21 protein-coding genes and 1 riboswitch are annotated in these 19,201 nt (G+C 54.1%); of the genes, 13 read left to right on the top strand and 8 right to left on the bottom strand.

Annotated elements, in window-relative coordinates:
* The first annotated feature begins 19 nt into the window (after window positions 1-19).
* Entirely contained in the window at window positions 20-928 is a 909-nt protein-coding gene (gene rarD, locus AC3WJN_RS02640) for an EamA family transporter RarD (protein WP_005832826.1), read from the top strand.
* An 80-nt stretch (window positions 929-1,008) separates the two neighbouring features.
* Here the strand turns inward: rarD and pdxK are convergent, their stop codons facing one another.
* Together pdxK and AC3WJN_RS02630 are read right to left on the bottom strand one after the other, a co-directional pair.
* On the bottom strand, window positions 1,009-1,821 hold the full coding sequence (gene pdxK / locus AC3WJN_RS02635; RefSeq protein ID WP_005832824.1) for a pyridoxine/pyridoxal/pyridoxamine kinase: 813 nt from the start codon (window positions 1,819-1,821) through the stop codon (window positions 1,009-1,011).
* Window positions 1,822-1,991: 170 nt separating this feature from the next.
* Window positions 1,992-2,162, bottom strand: coding sequence for a hypothetical protein (locus tag AC3WJN_RS02630; protein WP_005832822.1), 171 nt, complete (start codon window positions 2,160-2,162; stop codon window positions 1,992-1,994).
* Window positions 2,163-2,359: 197 nt separating this feature from the next.
* Between AC3WJN_RS02630 and AC3WJN_RS02625 the strand changes: the two genes are divergently transcribed.
* From AC3WJN_RS02625 to AC3WJN_RS02615, 3 genes are read left to right on the top strand one after another with little or no spacing between them, the layout of a single operon-like run.
* Window positions 2,360-3,061 carry an ABC transporter ATP-binding protein gene (locus AC3WJN_RS02625; RefSeq protein WP_005832820.1) on the top strand — a complete coding sequence of 234 codons (702 nt, stop codon included), beginning with the start codon at window positions 2,360-2,362 and terminating at the stop codon, window positions 3,059-3,061.
* 25 nt (window positions 3,062-3,086) lie between these two features.
* The gene (locus AC3WJN_RS02620) at window positions 3,087-4,538 is read left to right on the top strand and encodes an ABC transporter permease (protein ID WP_007784106.1); all 1,452 of its coding nucleotides are present in this window, start codon (window positions 3,087-3,089) and stop codon (window positions 4,536-4,538) included.
* A gap of 19 nt (window positions 4,539-4,557) precedes the next feature.
* Entirely contained in the window at window positions 4,558-6,078 is a 1,521-nt protein-coding gene (locus tag AC3WJN_RS02615; RefSeq protein ID WP_005832817.1) for an HlyD family secretion protein, read from the top strand.
* Window positions 6,079-6,162: 84 nt separating this feature from the next.
* Here AC3WJN_RS02615 and AC3WJN_RS02610 read toward each other — a convergent pair whose 3' ends face one another.
* Together AC3WJN_RS02610 and AC3WJN_RS02605 are read right to left on the bottom strand one after the other, a co-directional pair.
* Window positions 6,163-6,840 carry a hypothetical protein gene (locus tag AC3WJN_RS02610; protein ID WP_492329212.1) on the bottom strand — a complete coding sequence of 226 codons (678 nt, stop codon included), beginning with the start codon at window positions 6,838-6,840 and terminating at the stop codon, window positions 6,163-6,165.
* The gene (locus AC3WJN_RS02605) at window positions 6,837-7,637 is read right to left on the bottom strand and encodes a class I SAM-dependent methyltransferase (RefSeq protein WP_007784112.1); all 801 of its coding nucleotides are present in this window, start codon (window positions 7,635-7,637) and stop codon (window positions 6,837-6,839) included. The genes AC3WJN_RS02610 and AC3WJN_RS02605 overlap by 4 nt, the downstream gene beginning before the upstream one ends.
* 298 nt (window positions 7,638-7,935) lie before the next feature.
* Here AC3WJN_RS02605 and AC3WJN_RS02600 point away from each other — a divergent pair, with 298 nt between their 5' ends.
* Genes AC3WJN_RS02600 through AC3WJN_RS02590 form a run of 3 tightly spaced genes read left to right on the top strand, consistent with a single transcriptional unit; the run spans window position 7,936 to window position 10,977 of the window.
* Window positions 7,936-9,876, top strand: coding sequence for a hypothetical protein (locus tag AC3WJN_RS02600; protein WP_286086003.1), 1,941 nt, complete (start codon window positions 7,936-7,938; stop codon window positions 9,874-9,876).
* A 58-nt stretch (window positions 9,877-9,934) separates the two neighbouring features.
* Window positions 9,935-10,129, top strand: coding sequence for a hypothetical protein (locus tag AC3WJN_RS02595; RefSeq protein ID WP_005832807.1), 195 nt, complete (start codon window positions 9,935-9,937; stop codon window positions 10,127-10,129).
* Between the two features lie 29 nt (window positions 10,130-10,158).
* Complete coding sequence (locus AC3WJN_RS02590; protein ID WP_007784115.1) at window positions 10,159-10,977, top strand: EcsC family protein; 819 nt, start codon at window positions 10,159-10,161, stop codon at window positions 10,975-10,977.
* Here the strand turns inward: AC3WJN_RS02590 and AC3WJN_RS02585 are convergent, their stop codons facing one another.
* The gene (locus AC3WJN_RS02585; RefSeq protein WP_005832803.1) at window positions 10,978-11,523 is read right to left on the bottom strand and encodes a GNAT family N-acetyltransferase; all 546 of its coding nucleotides are present in this window, start codon (window positions 11,521-11,523) and stop codon (window positions 10,978-10,980) included.
* Between the two features lie 102 nt (window positions 11,524-11,625).
* Window positions 11,626-12,069, bottom strand: coding sequence for a flavodoxin (locus AC3WJN_RS02580; protein WP_005832801.1), 444 nt, complete (start codon window positions 12,067-12,069; stop codon window positions 11,626-11,628).
* Between the two features lie 155 nt (window positions 12,070-12,224).
* Window positions 12,225-12,414: riboswitch (Lysine riboswitch) on the top strand.
* Between the two features lie 117 nt (window positions 12,415-12,531).
* On the opposite strand from AC3WJN_RS02580, the gene dapD reads away from it, so the two are divergent.
* The 5 genes from dapD to AC3WJN_RS02555 all read left to right on the top strand — a co-directional run bounded on the left by dapD (window position 12,532) and on the right by AC3WJN_RS02555 (window position 16,973).
* Window positions 12,532-13,242, top strand: a complete 711-nt coding sequence (gene dapD, locus AC3WJN_RS02575) for a 2,3,4,5-tetrahydropyridine-2,6-dicarboxylate N-acetyltransferase (protein WP_005832798.1) — start codon at window positions 12,532-12,534, stop codon at window positions 13,240-13,242.
* A gap of 14 nt (window positions 13,243-13,256) precedes the next feature.
* Window positions 13,257-14,471, top strand: a complete 1,215-nt coding sequence (locus AC3WJN_RS02570) for an aspartate aminotransferase family protein (RefSeq protein WP_007784118.1) — start codon at window positions 13,257-13,259, stop codon at window positions 14,469-14,471.
* A 3-nt stretch (window positions 14,472-14,474) separates the two neighbouring features.
* Window positions 14,475-15,608, top strand: a complete 1,134-nt coding sequence (locus AC3WJN_RS02565) for an N-acetyldiaminopimelate deacetylase (RefSeq protein ID WP_007784120.1) — start codon at window positions 14,475-14,477, stop codon at window positions 15,606-15,608.
* Window positions 15,609-15,900: 292 nt separating this feature from the next.
* Window positions 15,901-16,497, top strand: a complete 597-nt coding sequence (locus tag AC3WJN_RS02560; protein WP_005832793.1) for a hypothetical protein — start codon at window positions 15,901-15,903, stop codon at window positions 16,495-16,497.
* 113 nt (window positions 16,498-16,610) lie between these two features.
* Window positions 16,611-16,973 (top strand): DUF4912 domain-containing protein, encoded by a 363-nt coding sequence (locus AC3WJN_RS02555; RefSeq protein ID WP_007784123.1) that lies wholly within the window; start codon window positions 16,611-16,613, stop codon window positions 16,971-16,973.
* Window positions 16,974-17,123: 150 nt separating this feature from the next.
* On the opposite strand, the gene AC3WJN_RS02550 is transcribed toward AC3WJN_RS02555, so the two are convergent.
* A complete protein-coding gene (locus AC3WJN_RS02550) occupies window positions 17,124-17,762 on the bottom strand; it encodes a glycoside hydrolase family 73 protein (protein ID WP_290426264.1) in 639 nt (212 codons plus the stop codon).
* Window positions 17,763-17,985: 223 nt separating this feature from the next.
* A complete protein-coding gene (locus AC3WJN_RS02545; RefSeq protein WP_005832788.1) occupies window positions 17,986-18,414 on the bottom strand; it encodes a DUF1885 family protein in 429 nt (142 codons plus the stop codon).
* Window positions 18,415-18,592: 178 nt separating this feature from the next.
* On the opposite strand from AC3WJN_RS02545, the gene AC3WJN_RS02540 reads away from it, so the two are divergent.
* On the top strand, window positions 18,593-19,117 hold the full coding sequence (locus tag AC3WJN_RS02540) for a MarR family winged helix-turn-helix transcriptional regulator (protein ID WP_005832786.1): 525 nt from the start codon (window positions 18,593-18,595) through the stop codon (window positions 19,115-19,117).
* Window positions 19,118-19,201: the final 84 nt, after the last annotated feature.

Here is a 19,201-nt window from a genome sequence, read left to right as displayed (position 1 = left end):
AATCAGTGGAGGAAGAAAAATGAAACAGGGGATACTTTACGCGTTTGCCGCGTATTTTGCATGGGGGATGCTCCCGCTGTACTGGAAGCTGTTCCAGTCGATGGGCGCATGGGAGATTTTGGCGCATCGCATCGTCTGGTCTGTTCTTTTTGTCGCAATCATTATTCAGGTAACGAAACGCTGGCGCGCGATGTGGGGATCGGTATCCGGAGGCAAAATAGCCGCGGCGCTTGCCATCTGCTCCCTGCTCATCAGTGCGAACTGGCTGATCTACATTTGGGCGGTAAACAACAACCAGGTCATGCAAACGAGCCTTGGCTACTATATGAATCCGCTGTTTACGGTGCTGCTCGGCGTGATCTTTTTAAAAGAAAAAATGCATGCCGGACAGTGGGTAGCGCTGATTCTGGCTGCCTGCGGCGTCCTGTTCATCACCGTGCAATACGGCGAGTTTCCGTGGATTGCCCTCTCGCTGGCGCTCACGTTTGCGTTTTACGGCCTGGCGAAAAAGGTGGTGAAGATGGAGGCGATGATCGGGCTTGCGTGGGAGACGCTGTTCGTCGCGCCAATCGCGCTCGGCTATCTGATTATGCTCCAGGCCAACGGGACAGAGACCGTGACGACTTTGGCATGGTGGCAGATGTTGTTGCTGGCGCTGGCCGGAGTCGCGACGGCGATGCCGTTGTACTGGTTTGCGCAAGCCGCGAAGCGCTTGCCGCTCTCGATCGTCGGCTTCATCCAGTACGTCTCGCCGACGATTACGCTGCTTACCGCTGTGTTTTTGTTCGGAGAGCCGTTTACGACGACGCATCTCATCAGCTTTTCGTGCATCTGGTCGGCGCTCGTCATCTTTACCGTAAGCTCGATGCGCAAAAAGCCGGCGACGGTTCCGCTCAAGCCGGAAGTGGCGATCAAAAAGCAAGCGTGAGATTAGAGAAAAAAACTCCTGACCGATTCCGGGACGATGCTCTCGGCGGGTCAGGAGTTTTTGTTTGCGAACCGCTGGCCTTAGCCTTGGTGCTTGCGGCGGTATGCGCCGTGGTTGGTTGGGCCGACGTATTGGTTGAGGGCAAAGGAGTGGCGAATCGCTTCTGTAATAAATTCCTTCGCGACTTCGACGGCTCCGCGCACGGAATTGCCTTTTGCCAGCTCAGCGCAGATCGCAGCAGAGAAGGTGCAGCCTGCTCCGTGCGTGAATGTAGTGTCAAAGCGCTCGGATTCGAGCACTTCGATGTTTTGCCCGTCGTAGAAAACGTCGACAGCATTGCCGCTTTGCAGCTTGGTGCCGCCTTTTACCACGACGTAAGAAGTGCCGAAGTCATGAATGCGTTTTGCCGCTTCTTTCATGTCTTCTACGCTTGTCAGCGCGCCCATTTCGCTGAGGATGCCCGCTTCGAACAAGTTTGGCGTGGCAACCGTCGCACGCGGGAGCAGCACTTCACGCAGGCTGATGGCGATTTCCGGATGGAGCGCTTCAGCGCCTTTACAGATCATCACCGGGTCTACGACGACATTTTTCAATTGGTATTGCTCTATTTTGCGGGCAGCGAGGTCAACCAGCTCGGTGGTGCCAAGCATCCCGGTTTTGACTGCATCGACGCCGATTCCGGCGAGCACCGTTTCGATCTGTTTTTCCAGAATAGCCACATCGATCGGGAACACTTCATGGAACCAGTCATTGTGCGGGTCTTGGGCCACGATAACAGTAAGGGCTGTCATTCCGAAGACGCCAAGCTCCTGAAACGTTTTGAGGTCTGCCTGTTGTCCAGCACCGCCGCTGGTATCGGAGCCTGCAATGGTAAGCGCTTTTTTCATTGTCATTTTGATTATCTCCCTCTTGTGCAGCAGCGAAGTGAATGCAGAGCTTTACTGTCATGCACTGTAATGTCTCCCTCTATATTAAGAGGAAAAAAACAGCGGTGTCAATAATATCCCCATAAATAAAAAACCGCTTCCCGGGATGAGAAACGGTTTTCATTATGTAGATCATGTTAGCGGGAGGCAGCGTGATGAAAAGAAAAGCTGATCGGCGTAGACAGGGAGCGGGAGCGTTTGGTCGCGAGCTGTTTGGCCTGTTTGGCTGCTTCGAACATGCTCGGCGCCTTGATGATTTCTACCCATCTGCGAGTTGCGGTTTCAAATAAAAAGCGATAGATTGTCATCGGTCATCGCCCTTTCGTGTTTTCTTCACACTCATATTGTAGTACGTATTTGGCAGCAGTTGGTTACGCGTTTGTTACATGATTTTGAAAAAGCTGTTGCATTTGTGTGAAGGCGAAATAGTTTTTGTCAAGTCCGTTACGTTTTTCGACTTTTTACGTCTTTAGTATGAGAAAAGAACGAATGAGGTGCTGTAAAGATGGCCAACACAACGGGAGAGCTGACAGTAACCGGAGTCAATCACAGCTACGGAACGGGGAAGATCAAGGTTCCGGTGCTGTTTGATATCAACCTGCACGTCAACCGGGGCGAGTTTGTCGCCTTGTGCGGTTCGTCCGGTTCAGGGAAGTCGACGCTGCTGAATTTGCTCGCTGGTTTGACCAAGCCGGAGGAAGGCAGCGTGATGGTGAGCGGCGAGGAAATCTCCAAGTTTAACGAAAATGAATTGTGCCTGTTTCGCCGCAAGCACATGGGCTTCATTTTCCAGTCGTACAACCTTTTGCCTAACTTGACGGCGCTGGAAAACGTGGAGCTGCCGTTGATCTTCGCGGGCGAAAGCGTCAAGAAGCGGCGGGCGAAAGCAAAAGAGATTTTGCATCGGGTCGGACTGGAAGGACGGATCGACCACCGGCCGAACGAGCTTAGCGGTGGGCAGCAGCAGCGCGTCAGTATTGCGCGGGCGCTCGTCAACCAGCCAGGCATCATTTTGGCTGACGAACCGACGGGGAACCTGGACTCGAAGACCGAACAGGAAATTCTCCATCTCATGAGAGAAATGAACAGGGAAAATGGGACTACGTTCATCATCGTTACCCATGAACAGGAAGTAGCAGAGCAGTCCGACCGCGTCATTTATTTGCAGGACGGCCGGGTTGTACAAAAAAGGACAAGGCCAGCGTAGGCGAGGGGTATGAGGTGAACATATTGTGAAGGTAATGGATTCGTTTCGCATCGTCTGGAGAAACTTGTGGCGGATGAAGCTGCGGACCGCCCTGACATCGGTCGGTGTCATGATCGGCACGGCTGCCATCGTCGCGATGATGGCGCTGAGTTTGGGGCTGAAGGAAAACGCAGTGAAAAGCCTGGAAAACTTCGGGAACTTGACAGAGATGGACGTCGAACCGATGTACTACGACCAGGAAAAGGGCGAGATGATCCCGGACGATCAACGCAAGCGGCTGAATATGGAAGCTGTTCAGGAGCTGAAAAAAATACCGGGCATCGCAGCCGTCATGCCTGTCAAGCGGCTGAATGAGCAGGCGAAGCTGAAGGTAGGCAGGCGCGAAGGCTACGTCGAGCTGGTCGGGGTCGACGTGAATGAGTCGGCCGCCTACCGCAAGAACGATGTAGAAAAAGGGACGTATTTGACAGGTTCTCCCCAGGAGGTCGTCGTCGCTTTTGACGTTCCGCGGGCAATGCGCGATGTGGAAAAAGAAAAGCGGGAGGCGCGCAGGCGCAACGCCGACAACGGCAGACAGTCGGGCATGTCCGCCATGCCTCCCGATATGGGCGGCGGCGGAGAGTCGGCAGCCTTCAACATCGTCGACAAAGCGGCAACACTCATTTTGACGCGGGAATACCGCATCGACGACGAACCGAAATTCGAGAAAAAAGAATTGCGGGTGCGCGTCGTCGGCCAGCTTCAAAAATCGGAAAACTTTCGCTACTCCACAGCGGTCTACGTCCCGCTTGGCGTCGTGAAAGAGCTGAACGATTGGGTGAACCGCGGACGCAGCGACGAAGGCAGCGAAGGCTCGTCGCGCCGTACGCGGGAGCAGGCGACAAAAGACACGTTTGAATTTGACCAGATGACCGTCAAGGTAGAATCGCGGGAGCAGGTAGAGAGCGTCGTCAAGGCGTTGAAGGAAAAAGGCTATGAAGTGTGGTCGCCAGCGCGCGAACTGGAGACGATCAACCAGTTTTTCTTCGTGATCCAGATGGTGCTGGGCGGCATTGCAGCGATCTCCTTGCTCGTTGCCACAATCGGAATCGTCAATACGATGATTATGTCCATTTTGGAGCGAACAAAAGAAATTGGCATTATGAAAGTAATCGGAGCAACCGTATTTAACATTCGCTGGCTGTTTTTGATGGAGTCAGGCTTCATTGGACTGATCGGCGGCCTGGCCGGGCTTGGCATGGCCTGGGGCGCGGTAGAGCTAGTGAACTACTTCGGCGCATCCGGCGGCATTATGGACAGTTTGAACATGGGGTATGGCGGCGGACCGGAAGGCGAACAGAGCAAATTGGCAGTGATTCCGGTCTGGCTGGCGCTGTTTGCCATCGGCTTCTCCTTTATCATCGGGCTGCTCGCGGGCATTTTCCCGGCGATTCGGGCTTCCCGTCTAAGTGCACTTCAAGCGATTCGATCAGAATAAGAAATGTGGGGAACGAAAGATGAACAAGAAAAAATGGATCATACTAGCAGCGATTGTGGTCGTTTTGGGAGGGGGCGGCTACGGTGGCTATGCGTACTACCAGTCGAAAAACACGGCTGCAGAGGAACCGCCTGCCGAACCGCCTTCCTTCCCGACGGCTACAGTAGATGTGGGGGAAGTAAAGAAGACGATTTTCTCTTCCGGTACCATCGAAGCAAAGGCGCGCGAGGAAGTCAGACCGGAGATCAGCGGCAAGGTGCAGAAGCTGTTTGTCAAGGAAGGACAAGCCGTGAAAAAAGGCGACGTGTTGTTTACGGTAGACAGCGTGGACGCCCAACTGGAATTGCAAAAGCAGGAGCTGGCGATCATCCGTGCGCAAAAAGAGCTGAACGAGCTGAAGAACAAAAAAGACAAGATTGTGGCCGACAAAACGGGGAAAGTCAAGGAAGTGCTCGTGAAGGAAGGCGAAACAGTTACCCCCGACACCGTCGTGGCGAAGCTGACCAATACCGACTATTTGAAAATTACAGGGAAGTTCACCGCATACGAAGCCGAGCATTTCCGCGTAGGGCAGCAGGTGAAAGTGTTTATCAGCTCGTCGCTTTACTACGTGGACGGAGTCGTGACGAAGGTAGACCATATCGGTCAAAAGGAAAAAGGAGTCGGCGGCGTGCACGATGTCGACGTCTTGGTCAAAAAACCGGGTGCCCTCTACGTGGGCGATCTGGGCGAGGTGCAGTACACCGATCCAAAAGGCTTGCTGTTCGCCAGCCAAAAAGCGACGCCGTTTGAATTGCCGGATGAGATGGAGATCGTGGCAGGGACGCACGGCAAGATTGGCAAAGTAGAAGTGGAGAAAGACGACGAGATCAAGGCAGGGCAGCTTTTGTTCAAAATGGACCTGACCGAATCCGAGCTGGAAATGAAGGACAAGGAGCTTTCCTTGAAAGAAGCGCTTTTGAATATGGAACAGAAAAAGCGGGAAATCGCCAAAAAGCAAGTGGAAGCGCCAATCAGCGGGGTCATTACGAAGCTGAACGTCAAGGAAGGGGAAGCGCCTGGCTCCGAGCCGGTTGCGGTCATCATGGACACGAGCTCTGTCTACTTCGTCGCGGCTGTGGACGAGATGGACATTCCAGCGATCAAGCTTGGGCAAAGCGTCGATGTGTACTTGACGGCATTCGGCAACAAGCCGTTCAAAGGCAAAGTCACCGAGCTGCCGAAAGAGGGGACAAAAGAGGACAAGTCGGTTCGCTTCGCAGTCAAGGTCGAACTGAGCGACACGGCTGATATGAAGCACGGCATGACAGGGGATTGCGATATTTACGTGGAGCAAAAGGAAAACGTGAAACGACTGCCTTTGAACGCAGTGGAAGTGTTGGAAGCAGGGCTTGGCACGGTGATGGTAAAAGACCCGGCCAGTGGCGAGCCGACGCCAAAAGAAATTGAGATTGGCGTGGAAGGAACCGACTTTATTGAAGTGGTAAAAGGATTGAATGAGGGAGACGAAGTTTTGCTGACGAATCCGGAAGGCATGTAAACTTTGCAGCGTAGACTCCCAGCCAGATAAAGCCAACAGCCCTGCGTATCCGTCCCGGGACGAAGCGTGAGGGCTGTTGGCTTTTTACGCGTGCTTTTCGGACAAGGCAAGCGTTTGGACGAGTTGCGATGTCAAGCTGTGCAACGGATGGGCGACAAACCTGCCTGTCTCGCGGGCAAACCGCTCGGCTGCCGGAGCCATGGAAAGTTGGGCTACGGACAGCGGAACGCCGTGCAGCGTCTGATCGAGGTCGTGCAACGCTGCTGTGAGTTTGGCCAAATAGGATTCCTGTCTGTTTTCCATGAGCAGGGTAAAAGCGTCCTCGACTACGAGCAACTCGATTGCCGGAACGGCTCCTGCGGTCTGCGCCTGCTTCCGTATCCGGCTCATCGTCGGTTCGACGGTCGCGGGATTGCTGAATACGAGCAAGTGCCTTTCGGTCGTGCGGGACAACTCCTGGATGAAGGGGCCGTCGATCGTGAAGACAGGCGCGGCACATGCCGCTTCAGCTTCGGCTGTGAGATAGGAGGCGTACTGGGTGCAAGTGATGACGATGGCGTCAACGGAACCGTCGTCCATCCCTTTCAACTGCTGGCGAAGCCTGGCGTAAGCCTGTTCTGTAGCCGAGGCGGCAGGGCCGTCGCCTGGCAAAAGCAGATCGGCATCGACGAAGTGAACCAGCTCGACATCGTACATAGCGAAGGCAGCGGACAAGAGCGCGATATTGCTCGGATGGGCGTGCAGGCAAGCTATTTTCTTCACGGGCGCTCTCCGGCGTTTGGTGATGCGTTCGTAGCTTCCTTGTAGGCGATGATGCGGATGCGCTTGTAGTCCACGACCCAGTTGCCGTCTTGGAACAGCGTCGGACGGACCAGCTCTGTCACTTCCTCGCAGACGGCTTCGATCTCCTGCGCGGACAGCCCGGTGAAAAAGGGGCTGCAAAAGGAATCGAGCCAATGTCGAAGCCCCCGATCCCCGTCAGGCAGCGTCGTCGGCCTGTCGAAATGCGAAGCGAGCGTCACGCGAAAGCCTTGCTCCTCAAGCAGCGTCGTGTACTCGCCGACAGCGGGAAAATACCACGGAGAGCGTTCGTCTGCCGAAAGATTCCGACGGCTCAAGGCGATGCGCAGCGCCTGGACGACGTGCTCACAATTGCCTTTTCCGCCGAACTCGGCAACGAACCGTCCGCCGGGTGCGAGCGCATGCCAGACAGTGCGAATCACCTCGCGCGGCTTTTTCATCCAGTGCAGCGCAGCGTTGGAAAAGACAGCGTCATACGTTTCCGCGGATTGGTAAGCGTGGGCGTCCGCGACGAAAAAGGCGACTTGCGGGTATTTTTGTCTGGCTGCTGCAATCATGCTGGCCGAAAAGTCAATGCCCGTTACGTTTGCGCCTGCTTGCGCCAACTGTGCGCTCAAATCCCCTGTTCCGCAGCCCAGATCGAGAATGCGCTCTCCCGGCAGCGGCGACAGCCACTCTACAACTCCTTTGCCATAAGCAGAAACAAAATTCATCTTGTCGTCGTACAGCTTCGCGTTCCATTGATTCGTAGTACTCACCTGGCTCACCCCTTTGTTCTTGTTTTACCAGCTTGCGTGGTATAAATCAATCCTATAAAAGTTATGAACTAAATAGGAATTACCTATATCGAATCCCGACGAAATATTTTCAAGCTACACAGGAGATTGCGCTCTTTTTGTCGAAGAAAGACGAGTGGCAACACGAGCAATGAAGAAAGGTAGAGGACATTTCGTGAAAAAATGGGTTGTAAAAGCACTTCTTGTGTGTCTGGCAACCGGCACTTTCTTGTCGGGCGTATCGGCTCCGCCAGCCATGGGAGCAGGGGCTACAGCATCGATGAAAAAAAACAGCCAAGTATCCAAGCCCGTTTCGCAGCCTGTTCACAATATGATTATCTTCAACGACTATCAGGTAGCAGGCCAGGACTCCGGCGGATGGAACTGGGTGAAAAACGACGAGTTTATCCTCCCGCCTGAAACCGCTCTTGATATCGATCTTGTGCAAACGACATATGGGAGCGGCACGAATCTCAATCGAAGCGAAGTGTTGCTCGATGGAGTGGAGCTGCCGGAATACCAGGTCGAGCAGCAGTCCTCGCAAAGCACGTTCCGCTGGCAGGTGCCCCGCTTCTCGATTCCTGCCGCCAAATTGTCTCCCGGACCGCACATCCTCACGTTCGTTGTAACCGATGCCAAGGGGCAAAAAAGCACCGTGCACGTGCGCTTTCAAGTAGAGGCGCAAAACTACCCGAGCATCTTCGAAGGGGAGAAGCCGACAGGTGCAGCGATTCCATCGGGTAGCCAAACCGCGATTTTTGGCATGATGGGCTCGACCAGCTTTGCCAGTACGGTTCCGGGAACGTGGAAGCTGATTAACAAAACGACAAATGCGGAGCTCCGATCCGTGCCGGCCAAAATCTTCGCGACAGGCACGCTGCCGACTGGCAATTACGATCTGGTGTTTACGCCTGATGACAGCAGCCTGAGCGCCTGGATGACGCACATTCGGATCGGAATGGCAGAGCTGTACATGGGAACGGATGCGAGCGGCCAAAAGCTCGCCCAAGGACAGCAAGTGACTGCTCCGGCGGCGCCAGGCGTCGTGCAACTGTATTCGCCGGTTGCCGGTCGCTGGTCGGTGAACGGAACAGGCCAAACTTTGACCGACTCCCAGCACTTCGAGGTCGTGATTCCGGAAATGATGGCGGGAATGACCATGTCCGTCACCTTTGAGCCGAATCAGGCCGCCAACACCGACGATCTGTGGGGAGGCTCGACAACGGAAGTGAAAATTCAGGTGCCCGGTGCGCCGAACTCCTGCGATTCTGCCAGCGCTACAGCGACGATGGATGTGCTGATGCAGCAAAATGCGCAGTCTTCGTTGATGGTAGAGCGGGAAAACTTGTACTCGTCCGATGTCACCGTGAAGCTCTACCAAAATCCGGTGCACGTCATCTGGCTGGCGACGGCTGCCGAGCACGTGGAGCAGGGCAGTGAAGCTTCGGATGACGAGGGGCCGGGCTTTTGGGCAGTCGATAACGTCGTCGTGGATGAATCCAAGCTGAACTGGGACCATACCGCTTTGCTGCTGTCCAGCTTTAAGCCGGGCCGCTACAAGGTCAACTATTACAGCAAGCGCGAACCGCGTCAGTCGTGGTGCGGCTACATTCAGGTCGTAGAGGACACCCGTCCGATCCCGTCCGCCCCTGTTTGCGCCAAAAATGAAGCAGGACTGGCACCCTCACCAGGGCCGATTCTTTTGAAAAACAGTCGCGGCAACGAATATCGCGATGGGCAAACCGTCAGAGTCAGCTCGGCGGCGGAACTGGACAGCTTGAGCGAGCTTCGGCTGACGTCTACGTATGCGAAGCGGATCGGGAACAAAAAGCTGAAAGACGGAAGCGGCAAGGACATGATCACCTACTACATGCCGAATCTCGTCTGGACGTACGGCGAAACGCCAATCGGCACCCGCCAGGAGTACATCGGAGCAACCATTTCCTCGGCAAACGCGATTCAGGTGTTCTATGAAGGAAAAGAGATTGCAAGCCTGAAGCCGAACACGGACGAGGAATACGTGGACGAGGGCGATGAATCGCTCGATTTGAAAGCGATCATCGCAGACAACGAGAACAAGCCTGGCGTCTACACAGTTAAAGTAACGAACACATTCCGCAATAAAACTTGCTCGGTCGTGCAAAAATACAAGAAATACGACAAAGAGCTGGGTGAATCGGAACGAAATCAAACGATGACCTTAACCGTAGAGGTCAAATAAACAGATGACCCCCTTGCATGTGGCAAGGGGGTTTTTGCAAAGGTGGGGGGCAAGCAAGATGACGGATGAACAGATTGCGATTCTGCAAGCGTTCGGCTTTTGCGTCGAAAACGGACAAGTGAAACATTTGAAGCTGGGAATCGTAACAGACAGTGAGGAATTTGCGCGTTTTTCCCAGGCAGAGGAGCTGCGGGCGCATATCAAATCGCTGCTTCGCAACCAATGCCAATGGAAGCGCGGCAAAGAAACATAGAAGCAATGATCCGGGAGGGATTGCGGCAGATGGAGTCGAGACAGGTTTTGCAGCAGGCATTGGAAGAGGTGGAGGCATGGGAGCGCGACCAGAACGATTTGTGGTTCTGGGAAAAGCTCGGCAGGCTTCCGTTCGTTTTTCTCGATAAAATGACGCCGAATTTCGTCCGGGAAAAGCTGGGGACAGCCGTGGACGAGATGGCCGCGTTTCTGGAAACAGGGGGAACGTATCTCGTTCAGGATACGGCGATTTACAGCAAGTTCGCTCCCCGCTTGGAAAGGGATGGCGCGGGCATTCCGCAGACCGCAGAAGTCGCAGGGGCACCGCTCGTCCTCATGGATGAGATTGCCCGCGAGCTGAAAGAATCGCGCGCGACCTTTGCCACGGTACAGGGCGCAACGACAGGCATCGGCGGCATTTTTACGCTGGCGCTTGATATTCCGTTGCTGCTCGGCACGTCGCTGAAAGTGCTGCAAGAAATGGCGCTATGCTACGGCTATCGCCCGGAGGACAAGCGGGAGCGGCTGTTCGTGGTCAAATGCCTGCAGTTCGCTTCTTCCGATATCGTCGGCAAAAAGGCGATACTGGCTGAGCTGTCGCGCTTTGACGAGCCTGCTGCGCAAAAAGACGTCATGGCACAATTGCAGGGCTGGCGGGAAGTCGTGGTGACGTACACGGAAAATTTTGGCTGGAAAAAGCTGTTTCAGATGGTGCCGATTGCAGGCATCCTGTTCGGGGCGTACTTGAATCGCTCAACCGTCCAGGATGTCGCCGAAGCGGGGCGAATGCTGTACCGCAAGCGGCGAATCCTGGAGCGATTGCGCGTGGAGCAAAACAAAGAGGAATGATTAGCTCCAGTCCTCTGCCGTGATCGCAAATAGGAGGTGATCTTCCCACACGCCGTTGATTTGCAAATAGCGCAAGGACAACCCTTCGTGGCGAAAGCCGTTTTTCTCCAACACGCGGATGGAGGGAGTATTGCGGGGCATGACAGCGGCCTGTACCCGGTGCAGCCCGGCTTCCTGGAAGGCGTACGCGAGCGCAAGCCGTACGGCCGCAGTGGTGTAGCCTTTGCCGTTGCAGGCTTCATCCATGAAGTAGCCGATGGTCGCGTTTTGCCAGGCGCCGCGCACGACGTTTGACAGAGCGACGCGGCCGATCATTTCGTCCGTGTCGCGCAAAAACACGCCAAAGGCGAAGGCGGTCCCTGCTGCAAAGTCTTGCTCCGCTTGCGCAATTTGCGCCTCCTGACCGCTCAGCGTCAGGAAGGCGGCGGAGCGGAGCGGCTCGAACGGTTGCAGGAAGGCATGATTACGCAGCCGAAGCTTCAGAAGCTCGGCTGCGTCATTTGCTTGCAGTGGTCGCAAGTAGACCGTATGCGTATGTAACGTCATGATATCAATCCTCCTTCTTGAGAAAAGATGGATCGACATTTTATCATGACAGCGCTTGCTTGAAAAGGATTTTTTTGGACAACTTCTTTTCCGGCGCTAGTCTTAGCCGAGCAGCTCGGAGAAGGAAACGCCAAACTGTTTGCAAATCTCTACTTCTTTTGCGTTAGGAGACAGCTCGATTTTCAGACCTTCGAGTGGAGTTTCCGCTCCGCGCTCGCTCGCTTTTTTCAGCAAAATATCTACAGCAGCGCCCACATGCTCGTAAGCGGAGTCGCAGGAACCGAAAGCCGCGACTTTTTTGCCGCTCAAATCAATATCGTCCATCTCTTCGTAAAAGTCCAGGCACTCGTCTGGCAGATCGCCGTCGCCCCATGTATAGGCACCGAGCAAAATGGCATCGTAGTCTTCCAGTTCCTTGGCAGTGGCATCCATGACTTCTTTTATCTCCAGGTCTTTTCCGGTGGAACGAATCCCTTCGGCAATTGCTTCAGCAACTTCCTGCGTGTTTCCTGTCATGCTTGCGTACACCATCAAAATGCGGCTCATAAGAAGTAAACCCTCCAAATAAGATAATGAAAATCATTCTCACACAAATAAAATAATGAAAATGATTCTCGTTGTCAACAGTTATTTTTCTTTCCATAAAGCTGTTGCCACAAGTGATTGATTTTGGTAGAGTAAAATGAAATTATAATATTGGAAGTCTAAATAGAGGTGCGCCGAAGATGAGTACATCTTTTCGTAATCTGCCAGGGGGCGGGAAGAGAGGGAAAGGCTAAAGCGCCGAAGCTGTTGCTGTTCCCCTCGGATAGCAGCGGCTGGGGTGATTCGTGAACAATGAGCATCCTGTCACAAAAGGCAATCGCCTGTTTGTGGAGCGCTATTTACGATTTGCTTGGGCAGTATGGAAAGCAATGAGATAGCGAATGCACTCATTGCTTTTTTTAGTCAGGGGAGCGGTTCGCTCTCGTTGACAGGCACGCTTTTTATTAAAAGGAGGATGTACCAGTGAACATGATGGATGCCAATGAAATTATCGCGTTTATTCAAAAAAGCGAGAAGAAAACACCAGTGAAACTATACGTGAAAGGCAATCTGGAGGGCATTGACTTCGGTGCCAGCTCCAAGACGTTCATTACAGGCACGACTGGCGTTGTGTTTGGCGAATGGAAAGAAATCGAGCCGGTTCTGGCTGCGAACGCGGACAAAATCGAAGACTACGTAGTAGAAAGCGACCGCCGCAATTCGGCGATTCCGTTGCTCGACACAAAAGGAATCCAGGCGCGCATCGAGCCAGGCGCGATTATCCGCGACCAGGTGACGATCGGCAACAACGCAGTCATCATGATGGGCGCTACGATCAACATCGGTGCTGTGATTGGCGAAGGCACGATGATCGACATGAACGTCGTCGTCGGCGGCCGCGGAACGATCGGGAAAAACTGCCATATCGGCGCTGGTTCTGTCATCGCAGGCGTCATCGAGCCGCCTTCCGCGCAGCCAGTCGTAGTGGAAGATGACGTCGTAATCGGTGCCAACGCCGTGGTTCTGGAAGGCGTGCGCGTAGGAAAAGGCGCGGTTGTGGCAGCGGGCGCGGTCGTCATTGAAGACGTGCCGCCATACGTTGTGGTGGCTGGTACACCAGCGCGCGTGATTAAACAGATCGACGACAAAACTCGCTCCAAGACGGAGATCAAGCAGGAGCTACGTCAACTGTAGGGGAGAGAGCTCACATGGACTGGCGTACGCTTGATGAACAATACATCGTCTCTTCCTACAAACGCTTGCCGATCGCGATCGAAAAAGGGGAAGGCAACTACCTGTACGACACAGCGGGCAAAAAGTATTTGGATTTGTTTACGGGGCTGGCCGTCAATGTGCTCGGCCACTCCCATCCGCGGATCGTCCAGGCGCTGCGCGAACAGGGCGAGCGCTTCCTGCACATTTCCAACGTATTTTTGAACCAGCCGGCAATCCGGTTGGCCCAGCGGCTGGTGGAGCAGACGATCCCGGGAAAAGTGTTTTTCACAAATTCCGGTGCGGAAGCGACCGAAGCCGCGATCAAAATGATCCACAAATGGACGAAGGCAGAAGGGGCCGGGCGCGAAGGGATTGTCGTGCTCCGCAACAGCTTTCACGGCAGAACATTGGGCGCGGTGCGGCTGACCAGACAGGCCCATGTGTATCAGGATTTTCCGCAGCCGGACTTTCCGGTGTACGAGCTAGACCCTGAGGATGCGGACGGCTTGCGGGCGATTTGCCGCGACGCGAAGCCGGCCGCTGTCCTGATGGAGCCTGTGCTCGGCTCTGGAGGGGTCGTGCCGCTGTCGGAGCCGTTTTTGCGCGAAGTGGCGGCGATTTGCCAGGAGGAAGGCATGCTGTTTGCCATGGACGAAATCCAGACAGGCATGGGACGCACTGGTAAGCTGTTTGCCTACCAGCACGCAGGCGTGACGCCGGATTTGATCTTGTTTGCCAAAGGCGTAGGCGGAGGGCTTCCGCTCGGTGGCGTGATTGCCGGAACGAAGCTGATGAACCAGTTCAAGCCGGGCGACCACGGGACGACCTTTGCGCCGTCGCCGCTTTCGGCGGCTCTCGGCAACGTGGTGCTGGATGAGCTGCTCGATCCTGCTTTTGCGGCAAGCGTGGACGAAGTGATCGCGTACTTGTGGGCGGGCCTCGAATCGCTGCGCGCGCGTCTCCCGGAACAGTTGCAGGCGCTCCGCGGCAAAGGCATGATGGTCGGCATCCCGCTCAGCGCCGCACCGGAAGAGGTCAGCCGTTTGCAGCAGGCATTGCTTGATCGCGGCATTCTCGTGGACGTGACGCAAAAAACAATCGTGCGTCTGCTGCCGCCGCTCACCTTGACCAAAGAAGACGTCGACCTTTTCCTGGACAGCTTTGCAGCGGAACTCGCTGTGCGGCACGGGGCCAAAGGGGAGGCGTAAACGATGGCGACATCGCTGTTTACCCAGATTCGGCGCGACCTGCACCAAATTCCGGAGCCGGGCTTTGCCGAGGTGAAGACGCAAAAGTATTTGCTCGATTACTTGGAGCGTCTCCCGCAGGAGCGCATGCAGATCAAGACGTGGCGCACCGGGATTTTGGTCCGGATCGCGGGGACGAATCCAAAGCGCACGATCGCCTGGCGCACGGACATGGACGGCTTGCCGATTGCAGAAGAGACGTCGTATCCGTTTCGCTCGCTGCACGAAGGCTACATGCACGCGTGCGGACACGACATGCACATGGCTATCGCGCTCGGGCTTGTGACGCATTTTGTGGAGCAGCCGATTGCAGATGACCTGCTGTTCCTGTTTCAGCCCGCAGAAGAGGGGCCAGGCGGCGCTCAGCCGATGATGGAGAGCGAGGAGTTTGCTTCCTGGCGGCCGGATTGCATTTTTGCGCTGCACATCGCGCCGGAGTATCCCGTCGGCTATATTGCCACCAAGCCGGGCATTTTGTTTGCCAACACGTCCGAGCTGTACATTGATTTGGTCGGAAAAGGCGGGCACGCAGCTTTTCCGCACAAAGCAAACGACATGGTGGTCGCAGGCAGCCATCTCATCACACAGCTCCAGACGATTGTGGCACGTAACGTCGACCCGCTCGATTCCGCTGTCGTGACCATCGGCAAGCTTGAGGGCGGCTCCAAGCAAAACATCATTGCGGAAAAGGCGCGGCTGGAAGGGACGATTCGCACGTTCTCGACCGAGTCCATGGCGCTTGTCAAAGCGCGGATTGAAGCGCTCGTCAAAGGCATCGAGGCGGGCTTCGACTGTACGGCGTCCATCGACTACGGAGTAGGGTATTGCCAAGTGTACAACGAGGAAAAGCTGACGACGGCCTTTATGGACTGGGTGCGCGAGCAGGGCGAAGACGTGACGCTGATTGCCTGCAAGGAAGCGATGACCGGAGAAGATTTTGGCTACTTCCTGCAGGAGATTCCGGGCTTTTTGTTCTGGCTGGGCGTCCATACTCCGTACGGGCTGCACCATTCCAAAATCGAGCCGAGCGAGGACGCGATCGAAGTCGCGATCCGCTTGGTCTCCCGATATTTTACGTGGCTGTCGGAACAAAATTAGCGCGAGACAGGCAGCAAAAAAAGAGCGGCGAAGCTGGCCGCTCTTTTTTGTATGCGAAAAAAGGGTTGGTGAGAGAATGGGGATGTCTTTTGTCAAGAGTCCTGCGTATTTTCTTTTCGAGATTGTGTATAAGTCTTTCTTCCTGGATGTCCCGCGCCTGTGGATTCTGTGGATACTGTTGAAAAAACTTGTCTTCGGACCACAACTATTTGCTGTCTTCCACGTATAAAATAGGGAGAAGCAATTCCGGAAAATCAAGCGCTGCCGCGCACACATACAGGAGGATTATGACATGAAAAAAGCATGGTTATCGGCCTTGTTGGCGCTGACTGTAGCGGGAGTTGGGAGTACCGCCGCTTTGGGAGAAGGTGCGTTGCGCGTTTTTTTAGGCACGGAAACGATTTCAAGCGATATGCCTGCTTCCAAGGCCGATTCGGTTGAGGCCTTGGTCAACAAGCTTGGCGGGTTTGTTGATTACGATTCGCGCACGGGCAAGCTGCAGGTAGTCAAGCCTAACGTAAACATCATCGTCATTGAAGGAATTCAGCAGACGCGCAATAAAAATATCGTCTTCAGCAACCCGGTCAAAGGCTACAGCGACAAAAACGTACCGCGCACTTTCAACGTATTCGTCGAGGTAGACGAAGCGCCTGTCGCCAAAGACTTGCGGATGCAGCTCGTCCTGATTGGACCGGACGGCAAGGAAGTGAGCAAAGGCAAAGAGTGGAAGTACTCCACGCAAAATGCGAACAGCTTCTACTTCTCCGAGCCGTTTGTATCGACAAAGCTGGAGGCGTATGGAAATTACAAGGTCCAGGTGCAGATGAAGTCCGAGAAGTTTAATTCCTACGTAGTCGTAGGCGAAAACACGTTTACGGTAGGACGATAAATTAAATGCTCCTGATACGTTCCCACTTGGCTAGGTCACATGGTATAATAGACTGAAAAAACCAATATACATGTTGAAAGCAAGTACATGAAAGAAAGGAACGATGGGAGCAAATGGAGACAAATCCCCCGCGATCGTCCACGGATGTAGAAGGCCCGAGTATCCACATCGCCTGGAAAGATGAGCATTCGATTCAGGCGGAGTGGAGTATGACGAAGGAGTTCGAGCAGGAAGTGGAGAAGAAATTTGCGATACCTTTTGCCGAGCTGCCGTTTGTCCTGCGCCTTTTTGACGTGACTGACCGCAAAGAGATCCGCAATGATGGCACAGACCTTTACACTGATTTTGATATCAACCATCGTTCTTCCGAATGGATTTTGTACGGAGTGACGCAAGGATTGGAATATTGCGTAGACCTGGGCATTCGGATGGTGGACGGAAGGTTCTATTCGCTGTCAAGATCTCAAATGATTTGAATCATCGTGCTCATTTGATCTGGCTTCCGGGCGAAAGCTCGCGCGAAGCTCTCTATGATGCAGTACCTGTTTTTTTCATAAGGAAAGAGCCCCGCTTAGCCCAGGTTCGCCTGTGCTGGAACGGGGCTTTTGTTTTCGCATACGATAACGTTATGGTGCTTCGCGCTGTTTGTCGAGCAGGCGCAGGGCGACAGCGAGGACGGCCCATACAGGCATCGGTTCGTCCAGCTTGCTGAGCCACTCTGGCGAGGTGATAAGCCCCTCGCGAAGCGCGCGTTTGCCCAGATCAAGCTTCCAGGGCGGATACGGTGACGGCTCCTCTGGCGCGAACTGATCGTAGGCCGTCAGGTTGTACGTCTGGATCAGGCGGATCAGCTTGTCGGCGTATTGCGTGTCTGTGGCATAGCCGGCTTTTGACAGAGCCTGGGCAGCCTCCTGCGGTGTGGATGCCGTCAGCACGTTTTTGTAGGTAGGCTTGAGCAGAAACTGGGCGTGATCGTCAATCGACTGCTGATAGCTGTAGTACGCTTTGAACGTAGACTGGCGGGACACGGTCTGCCCATTCTCCACCTCCTTGCTTGTGATGGTGACGGAACCGGCCGGGCCTGTGCCTTTGATCCCGAACAAATTGTACGAGGAGCGGCCTGTAACTGGGTCTTGCGGGACTTTTTGCCCCCATCCCGATTCCAGGATGGCTTGCGCAATGGTGATCGAAGGGAAGATATGGTAATTGAGAAAAGTTTGCCTGGCGGAGCCTGCCACCAGCTCGATGAATGCTTTCGGTTCCATGCGGGCACCTCTCTTCATGGTGAGCATGCTGGTTTTTGCCGCTTTTTTGTGTCGCCCCCGATTCGGGACACAAAAAGGGCCATCCGTACCATTCTTATGCCGGAGCCAGCGAAAAAGCCCACTTGCGGAAGAAAGCCGAACGCGGAGGCAGCCAGTAAGCGACAGCGCGCATTTTGCCAAGCGGCCACAAAAAAACAGCCGACAACATCGGCTGCTTGCGTTCTTATGGTTTGCGCGGCTGAAAGTACTGGATGCGCTTGTTGAACAGATGGAGCTCCGCCTTGTAATCGCGGGCCAAGTAACGACAGTATTCGTTTGCTTTGTTCTTGTCGCCGTGCGTCGCTGATTCGGGCAGGGCAATCTGGATGTAGTGCTTCTCGGTGCCGTTTTCCTCTTTGCTGCCGACCCCTACGACGATGGACTTGTACATGCTTGGGTCTTTTCCTTTCAGGAGGAACCACGAGTCCTTGCCTTCCGGACGTTCTTCTATGGTATATGGAAAAGCGGCCTCTGCGTAGGACCAGCCGAGCTGCTCCCCTGTTTTCGAGGTCATGTCCATATATCGCGTAAACTTGGCTTTTACGTCGTCAATACTTGCGGATTGGGCAGTTGAGCCATTAACGAAATAGATGTAGGCCGATTGAAGTTTCACGATTGCACCCTCCTAGTACCGGGAATATCTGCGTTTAGTGTAGCATTGCTTCCACACTTTGGCAATGAGACAGTTGGGAAAGGAAAACAATTGCGCGTCTTTTCTGAAAAGTGTAAAATATAAATACTATTTATATAGTCGATAAGTGAACGATAAAGGATCATGGAGGAGTAAACCCATGCAGGAGGCCTCGATTAGACACGTATTTGAAGCATTGAACACGATGCGCGCCATTGACGTAGTGAACAAGGAAGACTGGGAGCGAGCAGCGAAGGAAGCCGAACTGGATTCCTCCGTGCAATTAAACATTCTCTGGATCATTTACTGTTATGAGGGGGTGCGCGTCACGCAAATTGCCGACTGGACTTTCTGGCACCCGTCGTCGATCGTCATCCACATCAAAAAGTTGATGGAGAAAGGAATGGTGACGATTGAAAAGTCTGAGCTGGACGGACGCGTCGTACACGTGTACCCGACCCAGCGAGGCAAGGAAGTTCTGGAGGCAAGCCGAAGAAAAGTGCCATCTATTTTCAGATTGACGTATGCGCTGGAGAAAATGGAGGAACGATACAGTACAGCAGTAGTCGAACTGTTCTTCGAATGCCTCTCCTTTGTGGCTCAATCGCTGCACGGAGCGGAGAAGGTAAGGTGGATTCAGGAGGGCGAGGAGCGGGTCATGAACCCCACTCATTTGATTAGTTAGGCGAAATGGGTGGCAAAAAGCGGATTTTCGCGTATAATGTTAAATACTCCGAATATTTTTGAAAATGTTGTCGGAGTGAAAATC

The sequence above is a fragment of the Brevibacillus sp. FW306-2-1A-C05A genome (genome assembly GCF_058781555.1).
Note: the sequence above shows the minus strand (reverse complement) of the source record. Positions and strands in the feature narration are given on the sequence as shown.

Coding starts and splice junctions, on each gene's coding strand:
- rarD (WP_005832826.1), top strand. CDS start 20: ATGAAACAGGGGATACTTTACGCGTTTGCCGCGTATTTTGCATGGGGG.
- pdxK (WP_005832824.1), bottom strand. CDS start 1,821: ATGACAATGAAAAAAGCGCTTACCATTGCAGGCTCCGATACCAGCGGC.
- AC3WJN_RS02630 (WP_005832822.1), bottom strand. CDS start 2,162: ATGACAATCTATCGCTTTTTATTTGAAACCGCAACTCGCAGATGGGTA.
- AC3WJN_RS02625 (WP_005832820.1), top strand. CDS start 2,360: ATGGCCAACACAACGGGAGAGCTGACAGTAACCGGAGTCAATCACAGC.
- AC3WJN_RS02615 (WP_005832817.1), top strand. CDS start 4,558: ATGAACAAGAAAAAATGGATCATACTAGCAGCGATTGTGGTCGTTTTG.
- AC3WJN_RS02600 (WP_286086003.1), top strand. CDS start 7,936: ATGAAAAAAAACAGCCAAGTATCCAAGCCCGTTTCGCAGCCTGTTCAC.
- AC3WJN_RS02595 (WP_005832807.1), top strand. CDS start 9,935: ATGACGGATGAACAGATTGCGATTCTGCAAGCGTTCGGCTTTTGCGTC.
- AC3WJN_RS02590 (WP_007784115.1), top strand. CDS start 10,159: ATGGAGTCGAGACAGGTTTTGCAGCAGGCATTGGAAGAGGTGGAGGCA.
- AC3WJN_RS02585 (WP_005832803.1), bottom strand. CDS start 11,523: ATGACGTTACATACGCATACGGTCTACTTGCGACCACTGCAAGCAAAT.
- AC3WJN_RS02580 (WP_005832801.1), bottom strand. CDS start 12,069: ATGAGCCGCATTTTGATGGTGTACGCAAGCATGACAGGAAACACGCAG.
- AC3WJN_RS02570 (WP_007784118.1), top strand. CDS start 13,257: ATGGACTGGCGTACGCTTGATGAACAATACATCGTCTCTTCCTACAAA.
- AC3WJN_RS02565 (WP_007784120.1), top strand. CDS start 14,475: ATGGCGACATCGCTGTTTACCCAGATTCGGCGCGACCTGCACCAAATT.
- AC3WJN_RS02560 (WP_005832793.1), top strand. CDS start 15,901: ATGAAAAAAGCATGGTTATCGGCCTTGTTGGCGCTGACTGTAGCGGGA.
- AC3WJN_RS02555 (WP_007784123.1), top strand. CDS start 16,611: ATGGAGACAAATCCCCCGCGATCGTCCACGGATGTAGAAGGCCCGAGT.
- AC3WJN_RS02550 (WP_290426264.1), bottom strand. CDS start 17,762: ATGGAACCGAAAGCATTCATCGAGCTGGTGGCAGGCTCCGCCAGGCAA.
- AC3WJN_RS02540 (WP_005832786.1), top strand. CDS start 18,593: ATGCAGGAGGCCTCGATTAGACACGTATTTGAAGCATTGAACACGATG.